This window comes from Curtobacterium sp. PhB128, from assembly GCF_004340725.1.
In the GTDB taxonomy this organism is placed as follows: Bacteria; Actinomycetota; Actinomycetes; order Actinomycetales; family Microbacteriaceae; genus Curtobacterium.
In genome coordinates this window covers 61,119-82,940 of record NZ_SLUR01000005.1, presented here as the reverse complement: position 1 = coordinate 82,940, position 21,822 = coordinate 61,119, and the positions used below count along the sequence as shown (strand labels likewise).

Genomic DNA, 21,822 nt, shown 5'->3' with positions numbered 1-21,822 from the left:
ACGTGGAACTACTCTTCGCCGTCCTCGGCGGCCTGATCATCGGCGGGATCGCGCACGTGGTCCTGCCCTGGCGCGCCAGTCGTGGCGTCCTGATCGGGCCCGCCGTGGGCGGTATCGCCGCTGCCGTGCTGTGGGAGGCACTGACCTGGGCCGGATGGCGGTACGACGCCACCTGGATCTGGGTCGTGGCCCTGGTCGGTGCGGGCGTCGTCGCCCTCGTCGTCGAGTGGCTGCTCGGGACGCGCCGCGACAAGAGCGACGTCGAGTACTACGAACGACTCAAGGCCCGCGGGGCCTGAGCCGAGCACGGGACCGCCGCGCCTAGGCCGTCAGGCCGAGCGCGTCCATCCGACGGGTGTGCGCCGCGATCAGTTCGGTCCAGACCGGCTCGAGCCGTTCCTGGTCCTCGCGCGCGTGCGACGCCAGCGCCGACCGCGCCACGAGCAGGGTGTCGCCGACCAGACGCCGACCCCACATCGCCAGGCGCGAGCCGACCTCGGGGTCGTCCTCGATCCGGGCGGTCAGTTCCTCGACGACCGCGGGTTCCTCACGCGCGTCGAACACGGAGCGCAACCGCTGCCGCACGTCGTTCGGCAGCGACCGCAGCAGGTTGCCGAACAGGTCGTTCAGGATGCCGGCCGTGACGTAGCCGGTCAGCATCGACTCGTACCAGTCGGCGCCGCTCGTGCGCTCGAGGAACCGGTCGATCGCCTCGCGGTGCGGCGCCATCAGTTCCGCCGGGTCCGACCCGTTGCGTTCGATCTCGGCGACGATCGTGCGGTGCCGGTCGAGCGCCGTCGTCGCGAGCACACCCGTCACCAAGCGACCGGACAGCGTCGGCGCCGAGGCACCGGCACGACCCATCGTCTCGTAGACGGAGAGCTGCAGGTACGCGGCCTGGCCCAGGTAGACGTCGAGCTCGGGGGTGACGTCGTCGAGCGCCAGACGCTTGACCTGGCTTGCGTTGCGCGGGTTCCGCGACGCGAGCCACGCTGCTGCGAGCTGCGCCGCGCGCTTCCGGTTCCACCACGACACCACCCGGAGAGCATAGCGGGAACCGCCTCGCGCCCCGCTCCACCCGCCCATCGGTAGACTGGCCCGGACTTCCACCAGAACTAAGGTGATTCTTTGACTTTCGCAGACCTCTCCATCGAGCAGGACATCGTCGACGCGCTCGCGGGCAAGGGCATCCTCGAGCCCTTCCCGATCCAGCAGCAGACGATCCCGCTCGCCCTCACCGGCCAGGACATCATCGGCCAGGCCAAGACCGGTACCGGCAAGACCTTCGGGTTCGGCCTCCCCCTCATCCAGCGCCTCGGCGCCGACCCGGCGCCCGGCGTCAAGGCCCTCGTCGTCGTCCCGACCCGCGAACTCGCGGTCCAGGTGACCGAGGACCTCGAGGTCGCCACCTCGAACCGCCCGACCACCGTCGCGGCGATCTACGGCGGCAAGGCGTACGAGGGCCAGATCGAGCAGCTCAAGGCCGGCGCCCAGATCGTCGTCGGCACGCCCGGGCGCCTCATCGACCTGCAGCGCCAGCGACTCCTCGACCTGTCCCACGTGCAGGAAGTCGTCCTCGACGAGGCCGACCGCATGCTCGACCTGGGCTTCCTGTCGGACATCGAGCGCATCTTCCAGGCCATCCCCGAGGTGCGGCACACGATGCTGTTCTCGGCCACGATGCCCGCGCCGATCGTCGCCCTCGCCCGCCGGTTCATGAGCCGTCCGGTGCACATCCGGGCGACCGACCCGGACGAGGGCCTCATGCAGGCCAACATCAAGCACCTCATCTACCGCGCGCACTCCCTGGACAAGGACGAGGTCATCGCCCGCATCCTCCAGGCCGAGGGCCGCGGCAAGACCGTGATCTTCACCCGCACCAAGCGTGCGGCGGCGAAGCTCGTCGAGGAGCTCAAGGACCGCGGGTTCAACGCCGCAGCGGTGCACGGTGACCTCAACCAGGAGCAGCGCGAGCGCGCGATGGCCGCCTTCAAGGCCGGCAAGCGTGATGTGCTCATCGCCACCGACGTCGCCGCCCGCGGCATCGACGTGGACGACGTCACGCACGTCATCAACCACACGATCCCGGACGACCCGGACACCTACCTGCACCGCGCCGGTCGTACCGGCCGTGCCGGCAAGACCGGCATCGCGGTCACGTTCGTCGACTGGGACGACCTGCACAAGTGGACGCTGATCGACAAGGCCCTCGAGTTCGGCATCCCCGAGCCCGTCGAGACCTACTCGTCGTCGCCGCACCTGTTCGAGGAACTCGACATCCCGAAGGGCACCAAGGGCCGTCTGCCCGGTGCCTCGTCGCACGCCGCGTCGGCCGGTGCCCCCGCCGAGAAGCGCAGCAGCGACCGTCCGGCCTCCGGTCCGCGTGACGCGTCGCGTTCGCGGTCGCGCAGCCGCACCCGGTCAGGAGGCTCGGAGCAGCCCGCCTCGCAGGCTCCCGCCACCGAGTCCGCGGCTCCGACCTCCGCGCCCACCGACGACTCGTCGGCCACCGAGGGCGGGACCACCGACGGCGCCGCGAAGCGTCGCCGCCGTCGCCGCCGTCGCGGAGCCGGCACCGGCGATGCCTCGGCGACCGCCTCGGCACCGCAGGGTTCGTCGGACGGCGAGTAGCGCCTCCAGACCGAAGGGTCCGTCGCTGACGCGACGGGCCCTTCGTCGTCCTCACCTGCCGACTGCCCCCGCGAAAGCGACAGATTGCCGCGAACCGTCGGCCGGAATCTGTCGCTTTCGCGAAGGGGTCAGGCCGCGCCGAGCGAGAACTGTCGCTTCGGCGAGACAGCGCGACGGGTCAGGACTGCGTCAGGACAGGCGCGAACCGGGGCCGACCACGGGGGTGCTGCCGGTGGCCTCGGACAGGATGGCGTCGAACGCGACCCGCGCCGTCCGGTGCTCGCCGAGCCGGTTCGGCTTGCCCGTGCCGTGGTAGTCGCTCGAACCGGTGACGAACAGGCCGTAGCGCGACGCCCAGTCGAGCAGGGTGCGCTTGCCGTGCGCCAGGTTCTCGCGGTGGTCCACCTCGAGCCCGCCGAGCCCGGCGTCGACGAGGTCGCGGAGCATCGGCTCGTCGATGACGATCCCCCGCGACGAGGCTGCCGGGTGCGCGATGACCGGCACACCGCCCGCCTGTCGGATGAGTTCGACGCCGCGCAGGGGCGACGGCGCCTCGTGCGGTTCGTAGTAGCCGGACGCCGGGTGCAGGATGCCGCGGAACGCCGCGCTCCGGTCGGACTCCAGGCCCCGCGCGACGAGCGCGTCGGCGATGTGCGGGCGGCCGATGGTGGCCCCGGGGCTCGCCTGCGCCAGGACGTCGGCCCAGGTGATCGGGTGGTCCTCGCCGATGCGGTCGACCATGCGGTGCGCGCGCGAGAGGCGACCGGAGCGGATGCGGTCCGTCTCCTCGACCAGGCCCGGGTCCTGCGGATCGACCAGGTACCCGAGGACGTGCACGCTGCGGAAGCCGATGCGCGTGCTGAGTTCGAGACCCGGCAGGAGCGTCAGCGGCAGCTCGCGTGCGGACTCCGACGCGTCGGCCCAACCGGCGGTCGTGTCGTGGTCGGTCAGCGCGACGGCGTCCAGGCCGGCGGCCGCGGCCGCTCGGACGAGCTCCGCGGGTCGCTCGGTGCCGTCGGAGACACTCGAGTGCGCGTGCAGGTCGATGAACGGGTCGGGCACGTCGACAATGCTATCCACAGGTGAGGGGCCGCACAGGACGCCGGTGCAGCGCGGTGCGATGATGGGGGCATGGCCGACACGACTCCCCGCGCGACGAGCAACCGATCCACGACCCCCGGGTCCTCGACCTTCAAGGACTTCATCGGGTCGCAGTGGGCCGACCGCGAGCAGACGATCCCCGAGCCCCGCGAGCAGGCCGCCTTCGCTGCCGAGCGTCGGGCCCGCATCTCCGAGCTGCACCCGGGCCGCACGATCGTCGTCCCCGCCGGGCAGGCCAAAGTCCGCTCGAACGACTGCGACTACCCGTTCCGCCCGCACTCCACGTTCGCGCACCTGACCGGGTGGGGCACCGACACCGTCGTCGGTTCCGTCCTCGTGATGACGCCGAACGGCTCCGGGCACGACGCCACGCTCTACTTCCGCGCCACGGCCGGTCGTGAGTCGGAAGAGTTCTACGCGAACCCCGAGATCGGCGAGTTCTGGGTCGGCCCGCGTCCCTCGCTCGACGCCGTCGCCGCCGACCTCGGGCTGGCCACGGCCGACCTCGGCTCCTTCTCGGACGTCGCCGACGGACTCGACGCCTCGGCGCTGCTCGTGCGCGAGGCCGACGACGACCTGACCCGCACCCTCGACGCACGACTCGGCAGCGCCGTCGGCGGCGCGCCGGAGACCGACGACGCACCGGCGACCGACGACGTCCTCGCCCGCGACCTGTCCGAGCAGCGCCTGGTGAAGGACGCGTACGAGGTGGGCGAGCTCCGCAAGGCCGTCGACGCGACGAAGCACGGCTTCGACGACGTGATCGCCGACTTCGACGCCGTCCTGGCACACCAGCGGGGCGAGCGCATCGTCGAGGGCACCTTCAACCGCCGGGCTCGTGCAGACGGCAACACGGTCGGCTACGACACGATCGCCGCCTCGGGCCACCACGCCTGCATCCTGCACTGGACCCGGAACGACGGCGCCGTGCAGCCGGGTGACCTGATCCTCATCGACGCCGGGGTCGAGGTCGACTCGTTCTACACGGCCGACATCACCCGCACGCTGCCGGTCAGCGGCACGTTCTCCCCCGTGCAGCGCATGGTCTACGACGCCGTGCTCGAGGCAGCAGATGCCGCGTTCGCCATCGTCAAGCCGGGCATCACGTTCCGCCAGGTGCACGCCACCGCGATGGAGGTCATCGCCCGCAAGACCGCCGAGTGGGGCTTCCTGCCCGTCTCGGCGGAAGAGTCGCTCGAGCCGGACAACCAGTTCCACCGCCGCTACATGGTGCACGGCACGAGCCACCACCTCGGCCTCGACGTGCACGACTGCGCGAAGGCCCGTCGCGAGATGTACATCGACGGCGTCGTGCAGCCCGGCATGGTGTTCACGATCGAGCCCGGTCTGTACTTCCAGCAGGACGACCTGACCGTGCCCGAGGAGTTCCGCGGCATCGGCGTCCGGATCGAGGACGACATCCTGGTCACCGAGGACGGGGCCGAGAACCTGTCGATCGGCATCCCCCGGACCCCCTCGGAAGTGGAGGGGTGGATCGCCCGCTCCGGCCGCTAGCCTGAGCGGGTGACGACGCCCGACGCCTCCAACGACACCCGCACACCGCAGTTCTCGATCGAGGTCGAGCACTTCGACTCCCCCGACGCGCAGCGACTCCGAGCCGCGCAGCGCCTGGAGATCGACCGTGCCTACGGCGGCGACACCGAACCCGGCGAGAAGCCGACGGCAGACTCCATCGCGGTGTTCTTCCTGGCGCGCGACGAGGCCGGCACTCCGCTGGCGTGCGGCGGACTGCGGGTCGTCGACGACGGCATCACCGAGATCAAGCGCATGTACGTCCGGCCGGAGTCCCGCGGCTCGGGTGTTGCGGCCGCGCTGCTGCGTCGGCTCGAAGAGGCCGCGCTGGACCTCGGGTCACCGGCGCTCGTGCTCGAGACGGGGAACGAGCAGAAGCGCGCCGTCGGGTTCTACGAGCGCGAGGGCTTCACGCGCATCGCCAACTTCGGCCCCTACATCGGCGCCCCGCTGTCGATCTGCTACTCGAAGGTGCTGTAACCCGAGCACACCGGCCCCGAGCACGCAGGCGTCAGGGGCGCTCGTCGCCCTTCGGGGACGACGGGGTCGACGAAGACGACGGTGCCGGCGGCGTCGCACCGGGCACCCGCTCGCCGTACTGCGGCGGGTCCTGCGGACGACGCTCGGGGATCGCCGGCCCACCCGAGGTGGGTCGGTCGGCGGGGGCGGCAGCGGACGGGTCGGCGTTCTCGCCGTACCGGGGCCCGTCGTTCGTGCCGTACCGCGGCGCGCTCGACGCACCCGGCGCCGTGGGCGCATCCGTCTGCGCGCCGGGGGCCGACGTGCCGGGCTGCTGCGGGCCTCCTGGCTGCTGGTGGGGTGTGGCGTGTCCGCCGTACGGCGACTGCTGCTGCGGCGGGGCGGGACGCCACGGCTGCTGTCCCTGCACCGGTGCGCCGGGAGCGCCCTGCTGGGGCTGCTCGTTCCAGTGCGTGGACGGCGTCGCACCGTGCTCACCCAGGATCCGCTGCGCCTGACCGGTCAGCTGCGGGTTGACGACGATCTGGTAGTTCGTGGCGAGCACCTGGTGGACGCTCGTGAAGTCGCGCTGTCGCTTGGTGATCGCGAACGAGACGATGCCGTAGAGCATGCCGAACGCTGCACCGATGATCGCGGCGGCGAGGATCAGGCCACCGGAGCTCGGCGAGAACAGGGTGAGCACGATGCCGAAGAAGATGCCGAGCCAGAGACCGGACAGGGCTCCGGCGATCGCCGCACGGCCGTAGGTCATCTTGCCGGTGACGCGCTCGACGGTCTTCAGGTCGTTGCCCACGATCGAGAGCTGGTTGACCGGGAAGTCGGCGTCGGCGAGCTTCGCCACGACGCGCTGCGCATCGGGGTAGCTGTCGTACGTGCCGAGGACGTCGCCCTTGGGCAGCGTCGGGAAGGCCTGGGCGGTCCTGCCGGCGAAGGGACTCTGATTGCTCACACAGCCATCATTCACCGCGCACCTTGCAATCGCACGTGCACCGCCGGGGAAGCGCCAGCACGCAACCGACTACGCTGGGTCGGGTGAGCGCCACGAAGGTCTTCGTCGCCCGCCTCGCCGGGTGCTCCGTCTTCGACCCCGCGGGCGACCGCGTGGGCAAGGTCCGGGACGTCCTGGTGGTCTACCGCCGGGCCGATCCCCCGCACGTCGTGGGGTTGATCGTCGAGGTGCCGGGCAAGCGCCGCATCTTCGTCAGCGTCGGCCGCATCACCTCGATCGGTGCCGGCCAGGTCATCACCACCGGGCTCGTCAACATGCGCCGCTTCGAGCAGCGCGGCGGCGAGGTCCGGGTGATCGCCGAGATGCTCGGTCGCAAGGTGCTCATCAAGAACCAGCGCATCCGCGCCACCATCGAGGACGTCGCGATCGAGGACCGCGGGCAGGGCGACTGGGAGGTCGCGCAGCTCTTCCTCCGCAAGCCGAAGACCACCCCGTCGCCGTTCGGCAAGGGCCCGACGACGTTCGCGACGTGGAACGAGGTCACCGAGGACGAGCTCCCCGGCGAGGCCCAGTCCGCCGAGCACGTCATCGCGGCGTACTCCGACCTGGTGCCCGCCGACCTGGCGAGCACGCTGCTCGACCTGCCGGAGGAACGCCGGTTCGAGGTCGCCGAGGAGCTGCCCGACGACCGACTGGCCGACGTGCTCGAGGAGATGCCCGACCAGGAGCGCGTCGAGATCCTGTCGCGGCTCGAGGACTCCCGCGCGGCCGACGTCCTCGACCAGATGCAGCCCGACGACGCCGCCGACGTACTCGCGCAGTTCTCCGACGAACGGAGCGAAGCGCTCCTGCAGCTCATGGAGCCGGAGGAGGCGCAGGACGTCCGCATGCTGCTGGAGTACGAGCCGGACACCGCCGGTGGTCTGATGACCACCGAGCCCGTCATCGTCTCCGCCGACGCGACGGTCGCCGAGGGGCTCGCGCTCGTCCGCCGCCACGACCTCGCGCCGGTGCTCGGTGCCGCGGTGTGTGTCACGCTGCCGCCGTACGAGCCGCCGACCGGTCGGTTCCTCGGGCTGGTGCACTTCCAGCGCATGCTCCGCTACCCGCCGAACGAACGGCTCGGCACGCTCATCGACCAGCAGACCGAGCCGGTCCGGGTCGACGCGAGCGCCGCCGAGGTCACCCGCGTGATGGCGACCTACAACCTGCTGTCCGTCCCCGTGGTCGACGACGCCCACCGCCTCGTCGGGGTGGTGACGATCGACGATGTCCTCGACCACGTCCTGCCGGACGACTGGCGAAGTCAGGGCGAGGGGGAACCCTCACCGCTTCCACGCCAACGCCCGCGCAAGACACCCGTGACGACGGGAAGGAGGACCACCCGTGGCCCGAACGGATGAGAACCGTCGTGATCGCGAGCGCTCCGACGTCCGCCTCGACTCCCCCAAGGGCATGCGCACGCGCGTGCTCCCGACCCGCCGTCGTGGCGGACGCGGTGACACGTTCGGTCGCGCGACCGAGGGCATCGCACGGGGCATGGGCACGCCGTGGTTCCTCATCGGCCTCACCCTGTTCTGTGTGGTCTGGATGGGCTACAACACCCTCGCGCCGAAGCCGTGGCAGTTCGACTCCGCCGCGATCGGCTTCACCGCGCTGACCCTGGTGCTGTCGCTGCAGGCCTCGTACGCCGCCCCGCTCATCCTGCTCGCGCAGAACCGGCAGGACGACCGCGACCGCGTGCAGTTCGAACAGGACCGGCAGCGTGCGGAGCGCAACCTGGCGGACACCGAGTACCTGGCGCGCGAGGTCGTCGCGCTCCGGCTGGCGATGCGCGACATGGCGTCGAAGGACTTCATCCGTGCCGAGTTGCGGTCGCTGCTCGAGGAACTCGACCGGCGCGACGCCGACGACGCCGGCTACGCGAGCGAGCCCGGCAGCTCCACCCGTGGCTGACGCGGCTCCCGCCGACGAGCAGCTGGGCACGGCGGTCCTCGCCGCGCTCGGCCGCGTGATCGACCCCGAGATCCGTCGGCCCGTCACGGAACTCGACATGATCCGTGGTGTCGACGTGCAGCCGGGAGGCGCGGTGCGCGTCGACCTGCAGCTCACGATCGTGGGGTGCCCCGCCGCCGACACCATCGAGCGCGACGTGCGCGTCGCCGCCGGTTCCGTGGACGGGGTGTCGTCGGTCGACGTCGACGTGTCGGTGATGGCCCCCGCGACGCGTGCCGCGCTGACCGAACGCCTGCGGGCCGGCCGGCCGAACGGCATCCAGTTCACGGCGGACTCGCTCACCCGGGTGATCGCCGTCACGAGCGGCAAGGGTGGTGTCGGCAAGTCGACGGTCACCGCCAACCTCGCCGTCGCGCTCGCCCGCCGGGGCCTGCGGGTCGGGATCGTCGACGTCGACGTGCACGGCTTCAGCATCCCCGGGCTGATGGGCCTGACCGACGAGCACGGCGTCGCGCCGCGTCCGACCCGGGTGGACAGCATGATCCTGCCGCCCGTCGCCCACGACGTGAAGGTCGTGTCGATCGGGATGTTCGTCGACGACGCCTCCACCGCGGTGTCCTGGCGTGGCCCGATGCTGCACCGCACCGTGAACCAGTTCCTGACCGACGTGTTCTTCGGCGACCTGGACGTGCTCCTGCTCGACCTGCCGCCCGGTACCGGCGACGTCGCGATCTCGGTCGGCCAGCTCCTCCCGCACGCCGAGGTCCTCGTCGTCACCACGCCCCAGGCCGCCGCGGCCGACGTCGCCGAGCGCAGCGGGATCGTCGCACGCCAGACGGGCCAGCGGGTGATCGGGGTCATCGAGAACATGGCCGGGCTCGTGCAGCCCGACGGCTCGGTCCTGCACCTGTTCGGCGAGGGCGGTGGCGCCGAGACCGCCGCACGGCTGTCCCGCGGGCAGGACGCGCCCGTGCCGGTGCTCGGCAGCGTGCCGCTGTCCGTGCCGCTCCGTGAGGGCGGGGACACCGGCCTGCCGGTCGTGCTCGGCGCGCCGGAGGACCCCGCGGCAGTCGCCCTCGCCGCGATCGCCGACGGCATCACGACGATGGGGCGCGGACTGGCCGGACGGAAGCTGGGTCTGTCGCTGTCCTAGGCTCGTCAGCATGAGCATGGATCACGTCAGCGTCGACTGGGACCGCGCCCGCGACACGAACCGGGCGAACTGGGACGACCGGGTGCCGATCCACGAGGGCGCCTACGCCGTCGACGAGCTGTCCGACCCGGCGCACCGCTCCGACGTCGTGCGCGACGACCTGCCGGCCCTGACGCCGTGGCTGCCGAACGGCTCGCTCGCCGGCCTCGACGTCTGCCACCTGCAGTGCCACATCGGCACCGACACCGTGTCGCTCGCCCGCGAGGGAGCCCGGCTCACCGGCGTCGACTTCTCCCCCGCGGCGCTCGCCTCCGCCGCCGGCCTCGCGACGCGGCTCGGCATCGACGTCACCTGGGTGGAGACCGACGTGCTCGACGCCCGCGCTGCCGTCTCCGGCGACTTCGACGTCGTCTACACGAGCATCGGCACGATCTGCTGGCTCCCCGACCTCGACCGCTGGGCCGCACAGGTCGCCGGCTTGCTGCGCCCGGGCGGGGTGTTCTTCATCCGCGACGGCCACCCCGCGCTCTACGGCCTCGACGAGACCGCCGACGAGCTCGTCACCCGGTACCGGTACTTCCCGGACGGCACCGCGCAGCAGTGGGACGACGCCGGCACCTACGCCGGCGACGGCACCGTGGCGAACACCCGCACGTTCGAATGGCCGCACCCGCTGTCCGAGATCGTGAACGCGCTGCTCGGCGCCGGACTCCGACTCCGCCGCCTGGACGAGGGGCGCACCCTGCCCTGGCGCTTCAGTCCCCGCATGGAGGACACCGGTGACGGCTCGTGGGCGTGGCCCGACGCTGACCGCGACCGTGTTCCCCTGACGTACACGATCGTCGCCACCCGCGACTGACGACGGGCGCCTGCCATCCGCTCGGCGCGCGCCTGTACGTTCGTTCATGGACAGGTCGTTCCACCCCGGAGCATTATGCAAGGGCATTGCACAATGCCCTTGCGGAATGTGACCGCCTGGGCTCCACCCGCCGGACGACGACGTCCGGCCGAGGACAGGAGAACCGTGTGAACCAGAACACCCGAGTACGGGTCGGCCTCGTGGCCACCGTCGCCGCAGTGATCGCCGGCGGATCCCTCGCCGCAGCACCGGCCATCGCCGCGACACCGTCGTGCGCGACCGCGTGGACCGCCGGCACCGCGTACTCCGGCGGTGCCACCGTCAGCGAGAACGGATCGAACTACACCGCGAACTGGTGGACGCAGGGCGATGACCCCGCGACACACGCCGGGGCGACGGGCAGCGGCCAGCCGTGGACGTCGACCGGCGCCTGCTCCGGCACGGGCACGGGCGGCGGGACCACTCCTCCCGGTGGGGGGACGACCACCCCCGGCACGGGCGGGAGCGGCGGCACGGCCAGCGGACTGGTGTTCAGCCCGTACAAGGACATCACCGTGAACCTCGACTGGAACACGAACGTCATGAACACCGCGGTCACCGGGACGCGGATCCCGGTGGTCGGCTCGAGCAACAGCCTGGTGTCGACCCGGGAGCCCGGCCTCAAGGCGCTCACCCTCGCCTTCGCGACCGGCACGTGCGGCAGCGAGAACTGGGGTGGCGTCGCGGCGGATGCCTTCGCGAACGCCAACATCCCGAAGCTCGACGCCGCCGGGGTGGACTACATCGTCAGCACCGGTGGAGCCGCCGGTTCGTTCAAGTGCTCGGGCGCCGCACTGCAGTCGTTCATCGCCCGGTACGCGACCCCGCACATGATCGGCGTCGACTTCGACATCGAGAGCGGTCAGTCCGCCGCCGACGTGCAGAACCTCGTGGGCGCCGCAGCCCTCGCCCAGGCGAAGTACCCGGGCATGCGGTTCTCGTTCACGCTCGCGACCCTGGCCGCCAGCGACGGCTCGTACGGCGGGCTGAACAGCACCGGCGACGCCACCGTGAAGGCGATCAAGGCGTCGACCCTGACGAACTACACGATCAACCTCATGACGATGGACTTCGGCCGCGCGACCACCGCGAACTGCGTGCTCTCCGGCTCCACCTGCCAGATGGGCAAGTCCTCGATCCAGGCCGTCACGAACCTGCAGCACACGTACGGCATCGCGTCGTCGAAGATCGAGGTCACCCCGATGATCGGCGTCAACGACACCACCGACGAGGTCTTCACCCTCGCCGACGTCGACACCCTGTCCGCCTACGCGAAGGCCAACGGCCTCGCCGGGATCCACTACTGGTCGCTCGACCGGGACACGCCCTGCGCCTCGACGACGGCGTCGTCCACGTGCAGCTCCGTCCCGAGCGCACCGGCACTCGCCTGGACGGATCGCTTCCTCGCCGACCTGAAGTAGCCGACCTGAAGTAGTCGTCACCACACCGAACACGGGAGGCCCGGTGCCAGCTGGCACCGGGCCTCCCGTCCGTCAGGTGGTCACGTGACGGGCGTCAGGTCGCTTCCGCGTCGAAGGGCGGCGCTTCTCCCGCGGCCAGCGGCACGACGGGAGCCGTCGCGCGGACCTTGGAGGCGGTCACCTGCGCGGTCTGGACCGCGGCGGCGCTGCTGGCGCTGCCGGAGTCGAGGAGCGCATCGCGGATGATCCGGCGGGGGTCGTACTGTCGCGGGTCGAGCTTCTGCCACTCGATGTCGTCGAACTCCGGGCCCATCTCGTCGCGCATCCGCTCCTTCGCGGTGTCGGCGAACCGGCGGACAGCCTTCACGAACTCGGCCAACTTCTGGGCGTACATCGGCAGGCGCTGCGGCCCGAGCAGGAGCACGGCAATGATCCCGATGATCAGGATCTTGTCGAGCGGGATGTTCACGTGAGCGAGCCTAACCCGTACGGCTCCGATGCACCCCTAGAGTTGTCAACCGAACGGAGTGTGCGTGTCAGAGAAAGAGTCGAACTGGAAGTTCGCCGAGGACATCGTCTCGGAGTCCGAGGCGATCGCCCGCGCTCGTGAGCACTCCCTGGAGCTCGGTGTCGAGGCGATCTCGCCCGCGATCGGCGCGCAGATCGGCGTCATCGCCGCAGCCTCCCGAGCCACGAGCATCATCGAGATCGGGACGGGCCTGGGAGTCTCCGGGCTGTACCTGCTCGGCGGCGCGCCGGACGCGACCCTGACCACGATCGACGTCGAGGTCGACCACCAGCAGTTCGCCCGCGACGCCTACATCAGCGCCGGAACCGCCCCCGCCCGGATCCGGCTCATCCCGGGCCGCGCGAACCAGGTGCTCCCCCGGATGAACGAGGCGTCGTACGACGTCGTCCTGGTCGATGCCGACCCCGAGCACGTCATCGAGTACGTCGAGCACGGGCTGCGGCTCGCGCGCCTCGGCGGGACCGTCCTGGTGCCACACGCGCTGTGGCGCGGACGCGTCGCCGACCCGGTCAAGCGCGACCGGGCGACGACCGACTTCCGGCTGCTGCTCACCGAGGTGTCGACGTCGGGGGCGGTGCGCAGTGCGCTCTCGCCGGCCGGTGACGGGCTGCTGCAGTTGACGAAGGTCACCGCGTAGCAGCCGTCCCCACCGGTCACTCGAGGTGCCGCAGGTACCGCTCCGGTGACTCGAGGAACGACCGCTGGTTGCGCACCAGCTCGAGGTCCTCCCACTCGGTGCGCCGGAACCCCCACTCGCCGACCTCGTGGATCGTCGCGCCGGGGAACGCCGCCAGGACCGGTGAGTGCGTCGAGAGCACGACCTGCCCGACCCCGCTGTCGACGATCGACCGCAGCAGCGCGATGAGCGTCAGACACCCGGAGAAGGACAGCGCCGACTCCGGTTCGTCGAGGATCCAGAGCCCCGGCCACTGCGCGCGGTCGATGACGAAGTCGAGGAACGACTCACCGTGGCTGCGCTCGTGGAACACCGGCTCGGGGCGGGAGTGGTTGGGATTGTCCTCGAGGTAGGTGAAGAAGCCGTGCATGGTCTCGGCGCGCAGGAAGAACCCACCGCGGGGCGCACCGAAGTCACGGCGGAGGACGATGTGCTGCCACAGCGACGACTCGGACGGACGCGTCGAGTGGTTCGCCAGGGTGGAGCCGCCCTCGGGTGACATGCCGAACCGGAGCGCGATCGCCTCGATCAGGGTGGACTTGCCGACACCGTTGTCGCCGACGAACACCGTCACCGGGTCGAGGTCGAGTCCCTCGTCGAGCAGCTGCCGCACCGGGGGCAGCGTCGCCGGCCAGACGTCTCGCGGCATCGGGTCCGGGTCGCGGTACTCCTCGACGCGGCGGATCGGCATGTGGGTCCTCGGCACGAGGCCATCCTGCCGGACGCGACCGACAGCGCGACGGGCGCGCACGCCGACGGCGCGGCGCCCCGGACGCAGACGACGGGCCCGGCGCGTACACGCTCCGGACCCGTCGTTCTGGTGCTTTCGACTACTAGGCCGAGACGACCTCAGCGAGTGCGTCATGGAGTTCCTTGGCCTCGGCATCGTTGACCGAGACGACCAGGCGGCCTCCTCCTTCGAGCGGAACCCGCACGATGATGAGTCGACCCTCCTTAACAGCCTCCATCGGCCCGTCACCGGTCCTCGGCTTCATGGCTGCCATCAGATGTCCCCTTTCGTGCAGTACATGCCCGCTCATTATCTCGTATTGATGGGGCAACTGCGAAACCGCCCAGGTTGGGGGTGTCGGATCGGCGGTTCTTCGCGGGTTCCGTTCGTAACCTTGGCGGATGCCGAACATCCGCTCCATGCGCCGTCAGTCCCCCAACGGACGTCCCGAGCGGGCCGGGCGGACCGGACCGGCCGAGCGGACCGGTCCGGCCGGACGATCCGCGCGGTCCGACGACGCAGTGCCCGCCGGCCTGCGGATCGGCGCGGCGTTCACCTGGCGCATCCTCGTCGTGGGTGCCGGCCTCGCCGTCCTGGTGGCCCTGGTCGTGCTGCTGCAGGACATCGTGGTGCCGTTCCTCATCGCGCTGTTGGTCTGCGCGCTCCTCATGCCGATGTCGTCGTTCCTGCAGCGGCACCGGTGGCCGAAGTGGACGGCGGTGCTGTCGAGTCTCGTGGCGCTGGTGCTGGCGCTCGGCGGGCTGGCGCTGCTCGTCACCGAGCAGGTGCGGTCCGACCTGCCGTCGCTCGAACGCCGGCTCCACCACAGCGTGCAGTCCCTGCGGACCCTGCTCGACAGTGAGCCGTTCGGGATCACGGCGAAGGACGTCGACTCGTGGGTGTCGAACGGCTTCGACTACCTGCAGGCGCACGCCTCGACGATCCTGTCCGGGTTCCAGGCCGCCGGCACCGGCGCCGTGCACGTGCTCGAGGGGCTGTTCATCATCGTGTTCACGACGCTGTTCGTGCTCATCGACGGCCCGCGCATCTGGGGGTGGGTCGTCCGGCTCTTCCCGCGCCGGGCACGTGCTCGCATCGACGTCGCCGGGCACGCCGGCTGGAAGACCCTGACGAGCTTCATCCGCGTCCAGCTGGTCGTCGCCGTCACCGATGCCCTCGGCGTGACCATCGGCGCGCTCGCGCTGCAGATCCCGCTGGCGATCCCGATCGGCGTGATCGTGTTCTTCGGCGCGTTCGTCCCGGTCGTCGGGGCGATCGTCGCCGGTGCGGTCGCGGTGCTCATCGCCCTGGTCTTCAACGGCTGGGTGCCAGCGCTCGTGATGCTCGGCATCGTGGTCGTCGTGCAGCAGCTCGAGAGCCACGTCCTGCACCCGTTCCTGACCGGCACGGCCGTCAAGGTCCACCCGCTCGGGGTCGTCCTCGGGGTGACCGCGGGCACGACGATCGCGGGTGTCGTCGGCGCGTTCTTCGCGGTGCCGTTCATCGCCACCGTCAACGCGATGGTCGTGGCGGCGGCGAACTGGCGGCCGGGTGACCCGGAGCCTATGTCAGCGACGGTGCCGAAGCGCGAGCGGAGCGGCCCCGCCGCACGGCTCCTGGCCCGCGCCCAGGCCCGTGAGCGCCGTGCCGATCACGGCGGGGTCCAGTCGTAGCCGTCGATCCACCAGCAGTAGTACAGCCAGACCCACTGCAGCCCGACGAACGCCACCACGACGGCCACCCGGTAGACGCGGGACCGCGGCAGCGCCACGATGCCGAGCAGCGGCGCGATCGGCACCAGGATCCGCCAGGTGCTCGACTGCGGGAAGAACACGGCGAGCAGGTACACGACGTAGGCGATGCCCCAGAAGCGCAGCTCGATCCCGATCACCCGGGCTGCGGGCATGCAGACGAACGCCACGAATCCGACGACCACGACGGCCAGCAGGACCCCGCCGGCGGGCTGGTGGAACCACCACCCGAAGCCCTGGATCCACGGCGCGAACGGCACGAGCTCCTGCCACCCGACGTAGGACGACCGCCAGGCGAGCTCGGTGTCGGTGTACGCCTTGGGCACCCCGGTGACGGCCCAGGCGATCGCCGGCCACGCCAGGCCGACCAGTCCGGACACGACCGCGACCACGGCGGGCGGCGCGAGCCGGCGCAGGGTGAGCGGTTCCGACGACCGCACCCACGCGGGCCGGATCCCCCAGGCGCCGACGAACAGCACGACGAGCAGCGCGAACGCGAGCCCGGTCGGCCGGGTCAAGCCGAGCAGGAGCACGACGGGCAGCATCGTCCACCACCGCCGGTCGACCATGAGCAGCAGCGCGACGAGCAGCAGGAACAGCCCCATCGACTCGGCGTAGGCCACCTGGAACATCGCCGACACGGGCGCGACGCAGAACAGCACCGTGGCGAAGGTCGCCCGCGCCGGGTCGAGGAAGCGCCCCATCAGGCGACGGAACACGAGCGCAGCGCCGAGTCCGGCGAGCAGCGAGACCGCCACCGCGACGAACTCGAACGACGCTCCGGTGAGCAGCATCAGGCCGCGCACGAGGAACGGGTACGCGGGCATGAACGCCCACGCGTTCTCGGTCACGTGCCCTGCTGCGTCCACGGGCAGGGTCGACGGGTAGCCGCCGGTCGCGATGACGCGGTACCAGGCGCCGTCCCAGATGGACGCGAACGACAGGTACGCCGGGTGCTGGACGGTGAACGAGTTCGCCGCCTGCACGCTCGCGAAGGCCTGCATCATCAGTCCGGTGACGAACCGGGCGAGCACGTAGACGACCGTGATGCGGACCCACCACGGCACCACCCGGTAGCGGGCGCACCAACGGGTGCGTGCAGGGGTCGGCCGGGCGACCCCGGCCGTCGTCAGGCCGTCAGCCACCGACGGAGGCCGGCCTCGACCGCGGTGATCTGCGCGACCGGGACCTGCTCGTCGTCGTGGTGGGCGAAGACGGGTTCGCCGGGGCCGTAGTTGACCGCGGGCACCCCGAGCGCCGAGAAGCGGGCGACGTCGGTCCAGCCGTACTTCGGGCGGGGCTCCGGGCCACCGACCGCCGACACGAAGTCCTGCGCGAGCGGGGCGTCGAGGCCGGGGCGGGCACCGGCGGCGAGGTCGACGATGGTCACGTCGTAGCCGTCGAAGAGTTCGCGGATGTGCGCCACGGCCTCGTCAGCCGAACGCGACGGCGCGAAGCGGTAGTTCACGTGCACCATCGCCTCGTCCGGGATGATGTTGCCCGCGATGCCGCCGCTGATCCCGACGGCGTTGAGGCCCTCGCGGTACTCGAGCCCGTCGACCGTGACGGTCCGGGGCTCGTAGGCGGCCAGCGTGGCGAGGATCGGTGCCGTCTTGTGGATCGCGTTGTCGCCGATCCAGCTGCGGGCGCTGTGCGAGCGCTTGCCGAACGTCCGGATCTCGGCGCGGAGGTTGCCGTTGCAGCCACCCTCGATCTGCGCGCCGGACGGCTCCCCCAGGATGGCGAAGTCGGCGGCCAGCAGTTCCGAGCGGGTCCGGGCGAGACGACCGAGGCCGTTCAGCAGGTCGCTGACCTCTTCGTGGTCGTACCAGACCCACGTGACGTCGACCGGGGGCTCGACGAGGTCGTAGGCGAGCTTGAGCTGCACCGCGCAGCCGGCCTTCATGTCGACGGTGCCGCGACCCCAGAGGATCTCGGTGCCGTCCTCGGCGGTGCGGAACTCGGTCGGCAGGTTGTCGTTGAGCGGCACGGTGTCGATGTGCCCGGCGATCACGACGCGGCGGTCGCGGCCGAGGTTCGTGCGGGCGACGATCGCGTCGCCGTCCCGTATCACCTCGAGGTGCGGCAGCGGTGCGAGCACCGCCTCGATCGCGTCAGCGAGGGCCTGCTCGTTCCCCGACACCGATTCGATGTCGCAGATGGCGCGGGTGATGTCGATGGACGAGGCGGTGAGGTCGAGCTGCTCCGGCATGCGGTCACCTTATCTGCCGTCGCTCCCGTCGCGCTGGCCCACGGCACGGCGGCCGGGAGGCACGGTGCGGTTCCGCAGCGTCCGTCCGGTCGGTCCGGTGCTCCCGTCCAGTGCGTCGGTACCCTGGTGCGGTGACCGACACGACCGCTGCCACCGACCCGACCGCCACCGCCGACCGCCCGACGCACGCCTGGGGCCACGGCCTCGCGACGATCGCCGCCGACGGCACGACGCTCGACACCTGGTACCCGGAGACCCACCTCGGCCCGCTGCCCGCCGACGCGGTGTTCCCCGCCGAACTGCAGGCGCACGTCGGCGACGACCCCCGCCGCGAGGTCCGGATCGAGGCCGTCACCACCGAGGTCACCATCGACGCCGCCCCGACCAGCACCGAGGACGCGTACCTGCGCCTGCACCTACTGAGCCACCTGCACGTGCGTCCGAACACCATCAACCTCGACGGTGTCTTCGGGTACCTCCCGATCGTCGCGTGGACGAACGCGGGGCCGGTCCACCCGGAGTCCCTGACCCGCCTGCGCCCGTCGCTGCAGCGCGCGGGCATCGCCGTGCACGCCATCGACAAGTTCCCCCGTCTGGTCGACTACGTCGTGCCGGACCGCGTCCGCATCGGTGACGCCAACCGCGTCCGTCTCGGTGCACACCTGGCGCCGGGCACGACCGTCATGCACGAGGGCTTCGTGAACTTCAACGCCGGCACCCTCGGCGACACCATGATCGAGGGCCGTGTCTCGCAGGGCGTCGTCGTCGGCAACGGCACCGACATCGGCGGCGGGGCGTCCATCATGGGCACGCTCTCCGGCGGCGGCACGCACCGGGTCTCCCTGGGCGAGCGCGCGCTGCTCGGTGCGAACGCGGGTCTCGGCATCTCCCTCGGCGACGACTCCGTCATCGAGGCCGGCCTGTACGTCACGGCCGGCACGAAGGTCGTCCTGGTCGGCGCCGCACCGAACCCGGACGGCACGCCGAAGACCGTCAAGGCCGCTGAGCTGTCCGGCACCCCGAACGTCCTCTTCCGCCGCAACAGCCTGTCCGGCGCCGTCGAGGCGCTGCAGCGCAAGGGCGAGGGCATCCAGCTCAACACCGCGCTCCACGCGTAGGCCTGGCGCCGCGAAAGCGACAGAGTCCCGCGAACTGTTCGCGGGACTCTGTCGCTTTCGCGGGTGAGAACGCGCGTCAGCGCGCGGGGAGGTCCCGCTTCGGCGCACCCACGTAGAGCTGCTGCGGGCGACCGATCTTGTTGAGCGGGTCGTTGTTCAGCTCGCGCCACTGCGCGATCCAGCCGGGCAGGCGGCCGATCGCGAACAGCACCGTGAACATGCGCGGCGGGAAGCCCATCGCCTTGTAGATGATGCCGGTGTAGAAGTCGACGTTCGGGTACAGCTTGCGGTCGATGAAGTACTGGTCGCTCAGCGCGATCTGCTCGAGCTCCTTCGCGATGTCGAGCAGGTCGTCCTGCACGCCGAGGGACTCGAGGACCTCGTCCGCCGACTCCTTGACGAGCTTCGCGCGGGGGTCGTAGTTCTTGTAGACGCGGTGTCCGAAGCCCATGAGCTTCACGCCGCGCTCCTTGTTCTTCACCCGCTCGACGAAGCGCTGCACGGGCTCGCCGGAGTCCTTGATCTGCTGCAGCATCTCGAGCACGGCCTCGTTCGCGCCGCCGTGCAGTGGCCCGTACAGGGCGTTGATGCCGGCCGAGATCGAGGCGAACATGTTCGCCTTCGTCGAGCCGACCAGGCGGACCGTCGCGGTGGAGGCGTTCTGCTCGTGGTCCTCGTGCAGGATGAGGAGCCGGTCGAGGGCCTTCGACAGCACCGGGTTCGGCTGGTAGGTCTCGGCCATGGTGCCGAAGTTCAGGCGCAGGAAGTTGTCGACGAACGACAGCCCGTTGTCCGGGTACAGGAACGCCTGCCCGATGGACTTCTTGTGCGCGTAGGCGGCGATGACCGGCAGCTTGGCGAGCAGCCGCACGGTCTGCAGCTCGACCTTCTCCGGGTCGTCGACGTCCATGTCGTCCTCGTAGTACGTCGACAGGGCGCTGACGGCGCTGGACAGCACGGACATCGGGTGCGCGGAGTGCGGGAGCGCGTCGAACAGGCGCCGGAGGTCCTCGTGCAGCAGGGTGTGCCGACGGATCCGGGCGTCGAAGTCGGCGAGTTCGGACTCGTCGGGCAGCTCGCCGTAGATCAGGAGCCACGCGACCTCGAGGAAGGTGCAGTTCGACGCGACCTGGTCGATCGGGTACCCGCGGTACCGCAGGATGCCCTCGTCGCCGTCGATGTAGGTGATCGCGCTCTTGGTCGACCCGGTGTTCACGAACCCGTAGTCGAGCGTGTTCATCCCGGTCTGCTTCTTGAACGTCGAGATGTCCATCGTGGACGCGCCGTCGACGCTCGGCAGGATCGGGAACTCCGCGCTGCCGCCCGGGTACGTCAGCGTCGCGGTCTCGCCCGTCTGTTCGGCGGCGGGACTCACGGGCACGGGCGTCGTGGGCGGTGTGGCCGTCTTCTGAGCGTCGTTGGCAGTGTCAGTCACGTTGACAGCCTAATCGCGGCGTCTGTCGCTCGTGCACACATCGATGGTCACGACTTGGTGGGAACCCCCGGTTGCGCTCCGGGCGGAATGCACGATCCGCCCGGTCGCGGGGCCCGTCCCCGCGCTACGCGGTGCCGAGCCGACGGCTGCTGGCCAGCCGCTGGGCCGCCGCGGCGATGCGCTCGTCGGTCGCGGTGAGGGCCACCCGGACGTGCTCCCCGCCCGCCGTGCCGTAGAACGTGCCCGGTGCGACGAGGATCCCGCGGTCGGCCAACCACGACACCGTGTCGAGCGCCGGCTCACCGCGGGTCGCCCAGAGGTACAGGCCGGCCTCGCTGTGGTCGATGCGGAAGCCGGCGTCCTCGAGTGCCCGTCGGAGCATGTTCCGGCGCGCCCGGTAGCGGGCCTTCTGCTGCTGCACGTGGGTCTGGTCCGCGAGTGCGACGATCATCGCTTCCTGCACCGGCAGCGGCGGCATGAGCCCCGCGTGCTTCCGGACCGCGAGCACGTCGGCGAGGATCCGGGCGTCACCGGCGACGAACGCCGCGCGGTACCCGGCCAGGTTCGACTGCTTCGACAGCGAGTACACGCTGAGCACGCCGTCGACCGAGTCGCCGACGACGCGGGGGTCGAGGATCGTGGGGGTCGGGGTGGTCGCGTACTGCGGGTCCCAGCCGAGCTCGGCGTAGCACTCGTCGCCGACGATGACGGCACCGAGTTGGCGGGCCCGGTCGACCGCTGCGCGCAGGTCGTCGATGGAGAGCACGCGGCCGTCGGGGTTGCCGGGCGAGTTCAGCCACACCAGCTTCGTCGTCGCCGGCCACGCGGCCGGGTCGTCCGAGGCGAGGGCGTCCGCACCGACCAGGGCCGCACCGAGCTCGTAGGTGGGGTACGCAGCGGCGGGGAACACCACGGTGTCGCCGGCGCCGATGCCGAGCCAGAGCGCCAGGCCGGCGATGAACTCCTTCGACCCGATCGTCGGCAGCGTGTGCGCCTCGGTCAGCTGCACCCCGTGCCGGCGGCCGTACCAGTCGGCGATGGCCTGCCGCAGCGCCGGGGTGCCGGCGACCTGCGGGTAGGCGTGCGCGTCGGTGGCGTCGGCGAGAGCACGCCGGACGACCTCGGGGGTGGGGTCGACGGGCGAGCCGACGCTGAGGTCGACGATGCCGCCCTCGTACCCGGCCGCGCGCTGCTTGAACGGGACGAGCTGGTCCCAGGGGAAGTCGGGCAGGTCGAGCGCCACGTGCGT

The 21,822-nt window shown here is 71.0% G+C and carries 22 protein-coding genes; 12 read left to right on the top strand and 10 right to left on the bottom strand.

Annotated elements, in window-relative coordinates:
- Positions 1 to 2: 2 nt before the first annotated feature.
- A complete protein-coding gene (locus tag EDF23_RS10255; RefSeq protein ID WP_123294090.1) occupies positions 3 to 299 on the top strand; it encodes a hypothetical protein in 297 nt (98 codons plus the stop codon).
- A 22-nt stretch (positions 300 to 321) separates the two neighbouring features.
- On the opposite strand, the gene EDF23_RS10250 is transcribed toward EDF23_RS10255, so the two are convergent.
- Positions 322 to 1,038 carry a ferritin-like fold-containing protein gene (locus EDF23_RS10250; RefSeq protein WP_235035842.1) on the bottom strand — a complete coding sequence of 239 codons (717 nt, stop codon included), beginning with the start codon at positions 1,036 to 1,038 and terminating at the stop codon, positions 322 to 324.
- Positions 1,039 to 1,128: 90 nt separating this feature from the next.
- Between EDF23_RS10250 and EDF23_RS10245 the strand changes: the two genes are divergently transcribed.
- A complete protein-coding gene (locus tag EDF23_RS10245) occupies positions 1,129 to 2,631 on the top strand; it encodes a DEAD/DEAH box helicase (RefSeq protein WP_131878363.1) in 1,503 nt (500 codons plus the stop codon).
- Between the two features lie 189 nt (positions 2,632 to 2,820).
- Here the strand turns inward: EDF23_RS10245 and EDF23_RS10240 are convergent, their stop codons facing one another.
- Positions 2,821 to 3,693 carry a PHP domain-containing protein gene (locus EDF23_RS10240; protein WP_131921594.1) on the bottom strand — a complete coding sequence of 291 codons (873 nt, stop codon included), beginning with the start codon at positions 3,691 to 3,693 and terminating at the stop codon, positions 2,821 to 2,823.
- A gap of 69 nt (positions 3,694 to 3,762) precedes the next feature.
- Between EDF23_RS10240 and EDF23_RS10235 the strand changes: the two genes are divergently transcribed.
- Together EDF23_RS10235 and EDF23_RS10230 are read left to right on the top strand one after the other, a co-directional pair.
- Positions 3,763 to 5,247 carry an aminopeptidase P family protein gene (locus EDF23_RS10235; protein ID WP_131878359.1) on the top strand — a complete coding sequence of 495 codons (1,485 nt, stop codon included), beginning with the start codon at positions 3,763 to 3,765 and terminating at the stop codon, positions 5,245 to 5,247.
- A gap of 9 nt (positions 5,248 to 5,256) precedes the next feature.
- Positions 5,257 to 5,745, top strand: a complete 489-nt coding sequence (locus tag EDF23_RS10230) for a GNAT family N-acetyltransferase (RefSeq protein ID WP_131921593.1) — start codon at positions 5,257 to 5,259, stop codon at positions 5,743 to 5,745.
- A gap of 31 nt (positions 5,746 to 5,776) precedes the next feature.
- Here EDF23_RS10230 and EDF23_RS10225 read toward each other — a convergent pair whose 3' ends face one another.
- The gene (locus EDF23_RS10225; RefSeq protein ID WP_131921592.1) at positions 5,777 to 6,694 is read right to left on the bottom strand and encodes a general stress protein; all 918 of its coding nucleotides are present in this window, start codon (positions 6,692 to 6,694) and stop codon (positions 5,777 to 5,779) included.
- 83 nt (positions 6,695 to 6,777) lie between these two features.
- Between EDF23_RS10225 and EDF23_RS10220 the strand changes: the two genes are divergently transcribed.
- The 5 genes from EDF23_RS10220 (at position 6,778) to EDF23_RS10200 (ending at position 12,122) form a co-directional block, all read left to right on the top strand.
- Positions 6,778 to 8,097, top strand: coding sequence for a CBS domain-containing protein (locus EDF23_RS10220; protein WP_111084991.1), 1,320 nt, complete (start codon positions 6,778 to 6,780; stop codon positions 8,095 to 8,097).
- A 52-nt stretch (positions 8,098 to 8,149) separates the two neighbouring features.
- On the top strand, positions 8,150 to 8,650 hold the full coding sequence (locus EDF23_RS10215) for a DUF1003 domain-containing protein (protein WP_123294206.1): 501 nt from the start codon (positions 8,150 to 8,152) through the stop codon (positions 8,648 to 8,650).
- Complete coding sequence (locus EDF23_RS10210) at positions 8,643 to 9,803, top strand: Mrp/NBP35 family ATP-binding protein (RefSeq protein ID WP_123294097.1); 1,161 nt, start codon at positions 8,643 to 8,645, stop codon at positions 9,801 to 9,803. Before EDF23_RS10215 ends, EDF23_RS10210 begins: the two co-directional genes overlap by 8 nt.
- 10 nt (positions 9,804 to 9,813) lie before the next feature.
- The gene (locus tag EDF23_RS10205; protein ID WP_131921591.1) at positions 9,814 to 10,662 is read left to right on the top strand and encodes a methyltransferase; all 849 of its coding nucleotides are present in this window, start codon (positions 9,814 to 9,816) and stop codon (positions 10,660 to 10,662) included.
- A gap of 167 nt (positions 10,663 to 10,829) precedes the next feature.
- Complete coding sequence (locus tag EDF23_RS10200; RefSeq protein ID WP_165901093.1) at positions 10,830 to 12,122, top strand: carbohydrate-binding protein; 1,293 nt, start codon at positions 10,830 to 10,832, stop codon at positions 12,120 to 12,122.
- Positions 12,123 to 12,216: 94 nt separating this feature from the next.
- Here EDF23_RS10200 and EDF23_RS10195 read toward each other — a convergent pair whose 3' ends face one another.
- The gene (locus EDF23_RS10195; protein ID WP_111084987.1) at positions 12,217 to 12,591 is read right to left on the bottom strand and encodes a twin-arginine translocase TatA/TatE family subunit; all 375 of its coding nucleotides are present in this window, start codon (positions 12,589 to 12,591) and stop codon (positions 12,217 to 12,219) included.
- A gap of 64 nt (positions 12,592 to 12,655) precedes the next feature.
- Between EDF23_RS10195 and EDF23_RS10190 the strand changes: the two genes are divergently transcribed.
- Positions 12,656 to 13,288, top strand: coding sequence for a class I SAM-dependent methyltransferase (locus EDF23_RS10190; RefSeq protein WP_123294100.1), 633 nt, complete (start codon positions 12,656 to 12,658; stop codon positions 13,286 to 13,288).
- Positions 13,289 to 13,304: 16 nt separating this feature from the next.
- On the opposite strand, the gene EDF23_RS10185 is transcribed toward EDF23_RS10190, so the two are convergent.
- Both EDF23_RS10185 and EDF23_RS10180 read right to left on the bottom strand, forming a co-directional pair.
- Positions 13,305 to 14,033, bottom strand: a complete 729-nt coding sequence (locus tag EDF23_RS10185) for an AAA family ATPase (RefSeq protein WP_131921589.1) — start codon at positions 14,031 to 14,033, stop codon at positions 13,305 to 13,307.
- A gap of 127 nt (positions 14,034 to 14,160) precedes the next feature.
- Positions 14,161 to 14,331, bottom strand: a complete 171-nt coding sequence (locus tag EDF23_RS10180; RefSeq protein ID WP_017887054.1) for a DUF3117 domain-containing protein — start codon at positions 14,329 to 14,331, stop codon at positions 14,161 to 14,163.
- A gap of 127 nt (positions 14,332 to 14,458) precedes the next feature.
- On the opposite strand from EDF23_RS10180, the gene EDF23_RS10175 reads away from it, so the two are divergent.
- On the top strand, positions 14,459 to 15,730 hold the full coding sequence (locus tag EDF23_RS10175; protein ID WP_243648880.1) for an AI-2E family transporter: 1,272 nt from the start codon (positions 14,459 to 14,461) through the stop codon (positions 15,728 to 15,730).
- On the opposite strand, the gene EDF23_RS10170 is transcribed toward EDF23_RS10175, so the two are convergent.
- Both EDF23_RS10170 and dapE read right to left on the bottom strand, forming a co-directional pair.
- On the bottom strand, positions 15,709 to 16,953 hold the full coding sequence (locus tag EDF23_RS10170) for a hypothetical protein (protein ID WP_131921588.1): 1,245 nt from the start codon (positions 16,951 to 16,953) through the stop codon (positions 15,709 to 15,711). The two genes, EDF23_RS10175 and EDF23_RS10170, sit on opposite strands and share 22 nt — an antisense overlap.
- Entirely contained in the window at positions 16,938 to 18,020 is a 1,083-nt protein-coding gene (gene dapE / locus EDF23_RS10165) for a succinyl-diaminopimelate desuccinylase (RefSeq protein ID WP_131921587.1), read from the bottom strand. Before dapE ends, EDF23_RS10170 begins: the two co-directional genes overlap by 16 nt.
- A gap of 131 nt (positions 18,021 to 18,151) precedes the next feature.
- Between dapE and dapD the strand changes: the two genes are divergently transcribed.
- A complete protein-coding gene (gene dapD, locus EDF23_RS10160; protein ID WP_131921586.1) occupies positions 18,152 to 19,138 on the top strand; it encodes a 2,3,4,5-tetrahydropyridine-2,6-dicarboxylate N-succinyltransferase in 987 nt (328 codons plus the stop codon).
- Between the two features lie 76 nt (positions 19,139 to 19,214).
- Here the strand turns inward: dapD and EDF23_RS10155 are convergent, their stop codons facing one another.
- Both EDF23_RS10155 and dapC read right to left on the bottom strand, forming a co-directional pair.
- Positions 19,215 to 20,513 (bottom strand): citrate synthase, encoded by a 1,299-nt coding sequence (locus tag EDF23_RS10155; RefSeq protein ID WP_123340789.1) that lies wholly within the window; start codon positions 20,511 to 20,513, stop codon positions 19,215 to 19,217.
- Between the two features lie 184 nt (positions 20,514 to 20,697).
- A complete protein-coding gene (gene dapC / locus EDF23_RS10150) occupies positions 20,698 to 21,816 on the bottom strand; it encodes a succinyldiaminopimelate transaminase (RefSeq protein WP_123938957.1) in 1,119 nt (372 codons plus the stop codon).
- Between the last annotated feature and the right edge of the window lie 6 nt (positions 21,817 to 21,822).

Excerpts from the sequence above, each read along its gene's own strand:
- EDF23_RS10205 (WP_131921591.1), top strand. The coding sequence starts at position 9,814 with ATGAGCATGGATCACGTCAGCGTCGACTGGGACCGCGCCCGCGACACG.
- EDF23_RS10175 (WP_243648880.1), top strand. The coding sequence starts at position 14,459 with ATGCCGAACATCCGCTCCATGCGCCGTCAGTCCCCCAACGGACGTCCC.
- EDF23_RS10215 (WP_123294206.1), top strand. The coding sequence starts at position 8,150 with ATGCGCACGCGCGTGCTCCCGACCCGCCGTCGTGGCGGACGCGGTGAC.
- EDF23_RS10235 (WP_131878359.1), top strand. The coding sequence starts at position 3,763 with ATGGCCGACACGACTCCCCGCGCGACGAGCAACCGATCCACGACCCCC.
- dapE (WP_131921587.1), bottom strand. The coding sequence starts at position 18,020 with ATGCCGGAGCAGCTCGACCTCACCGCCTCGTCCATCGACATCACCCGC.
- EDF23_RS10180 (WP_017887054.1), bottom strand. The coding sequence starts at position 14,331 with ATGGCAGCCATGAAGCCGAGGACCGGTGACGGGCCGATGGAGGCTGTT.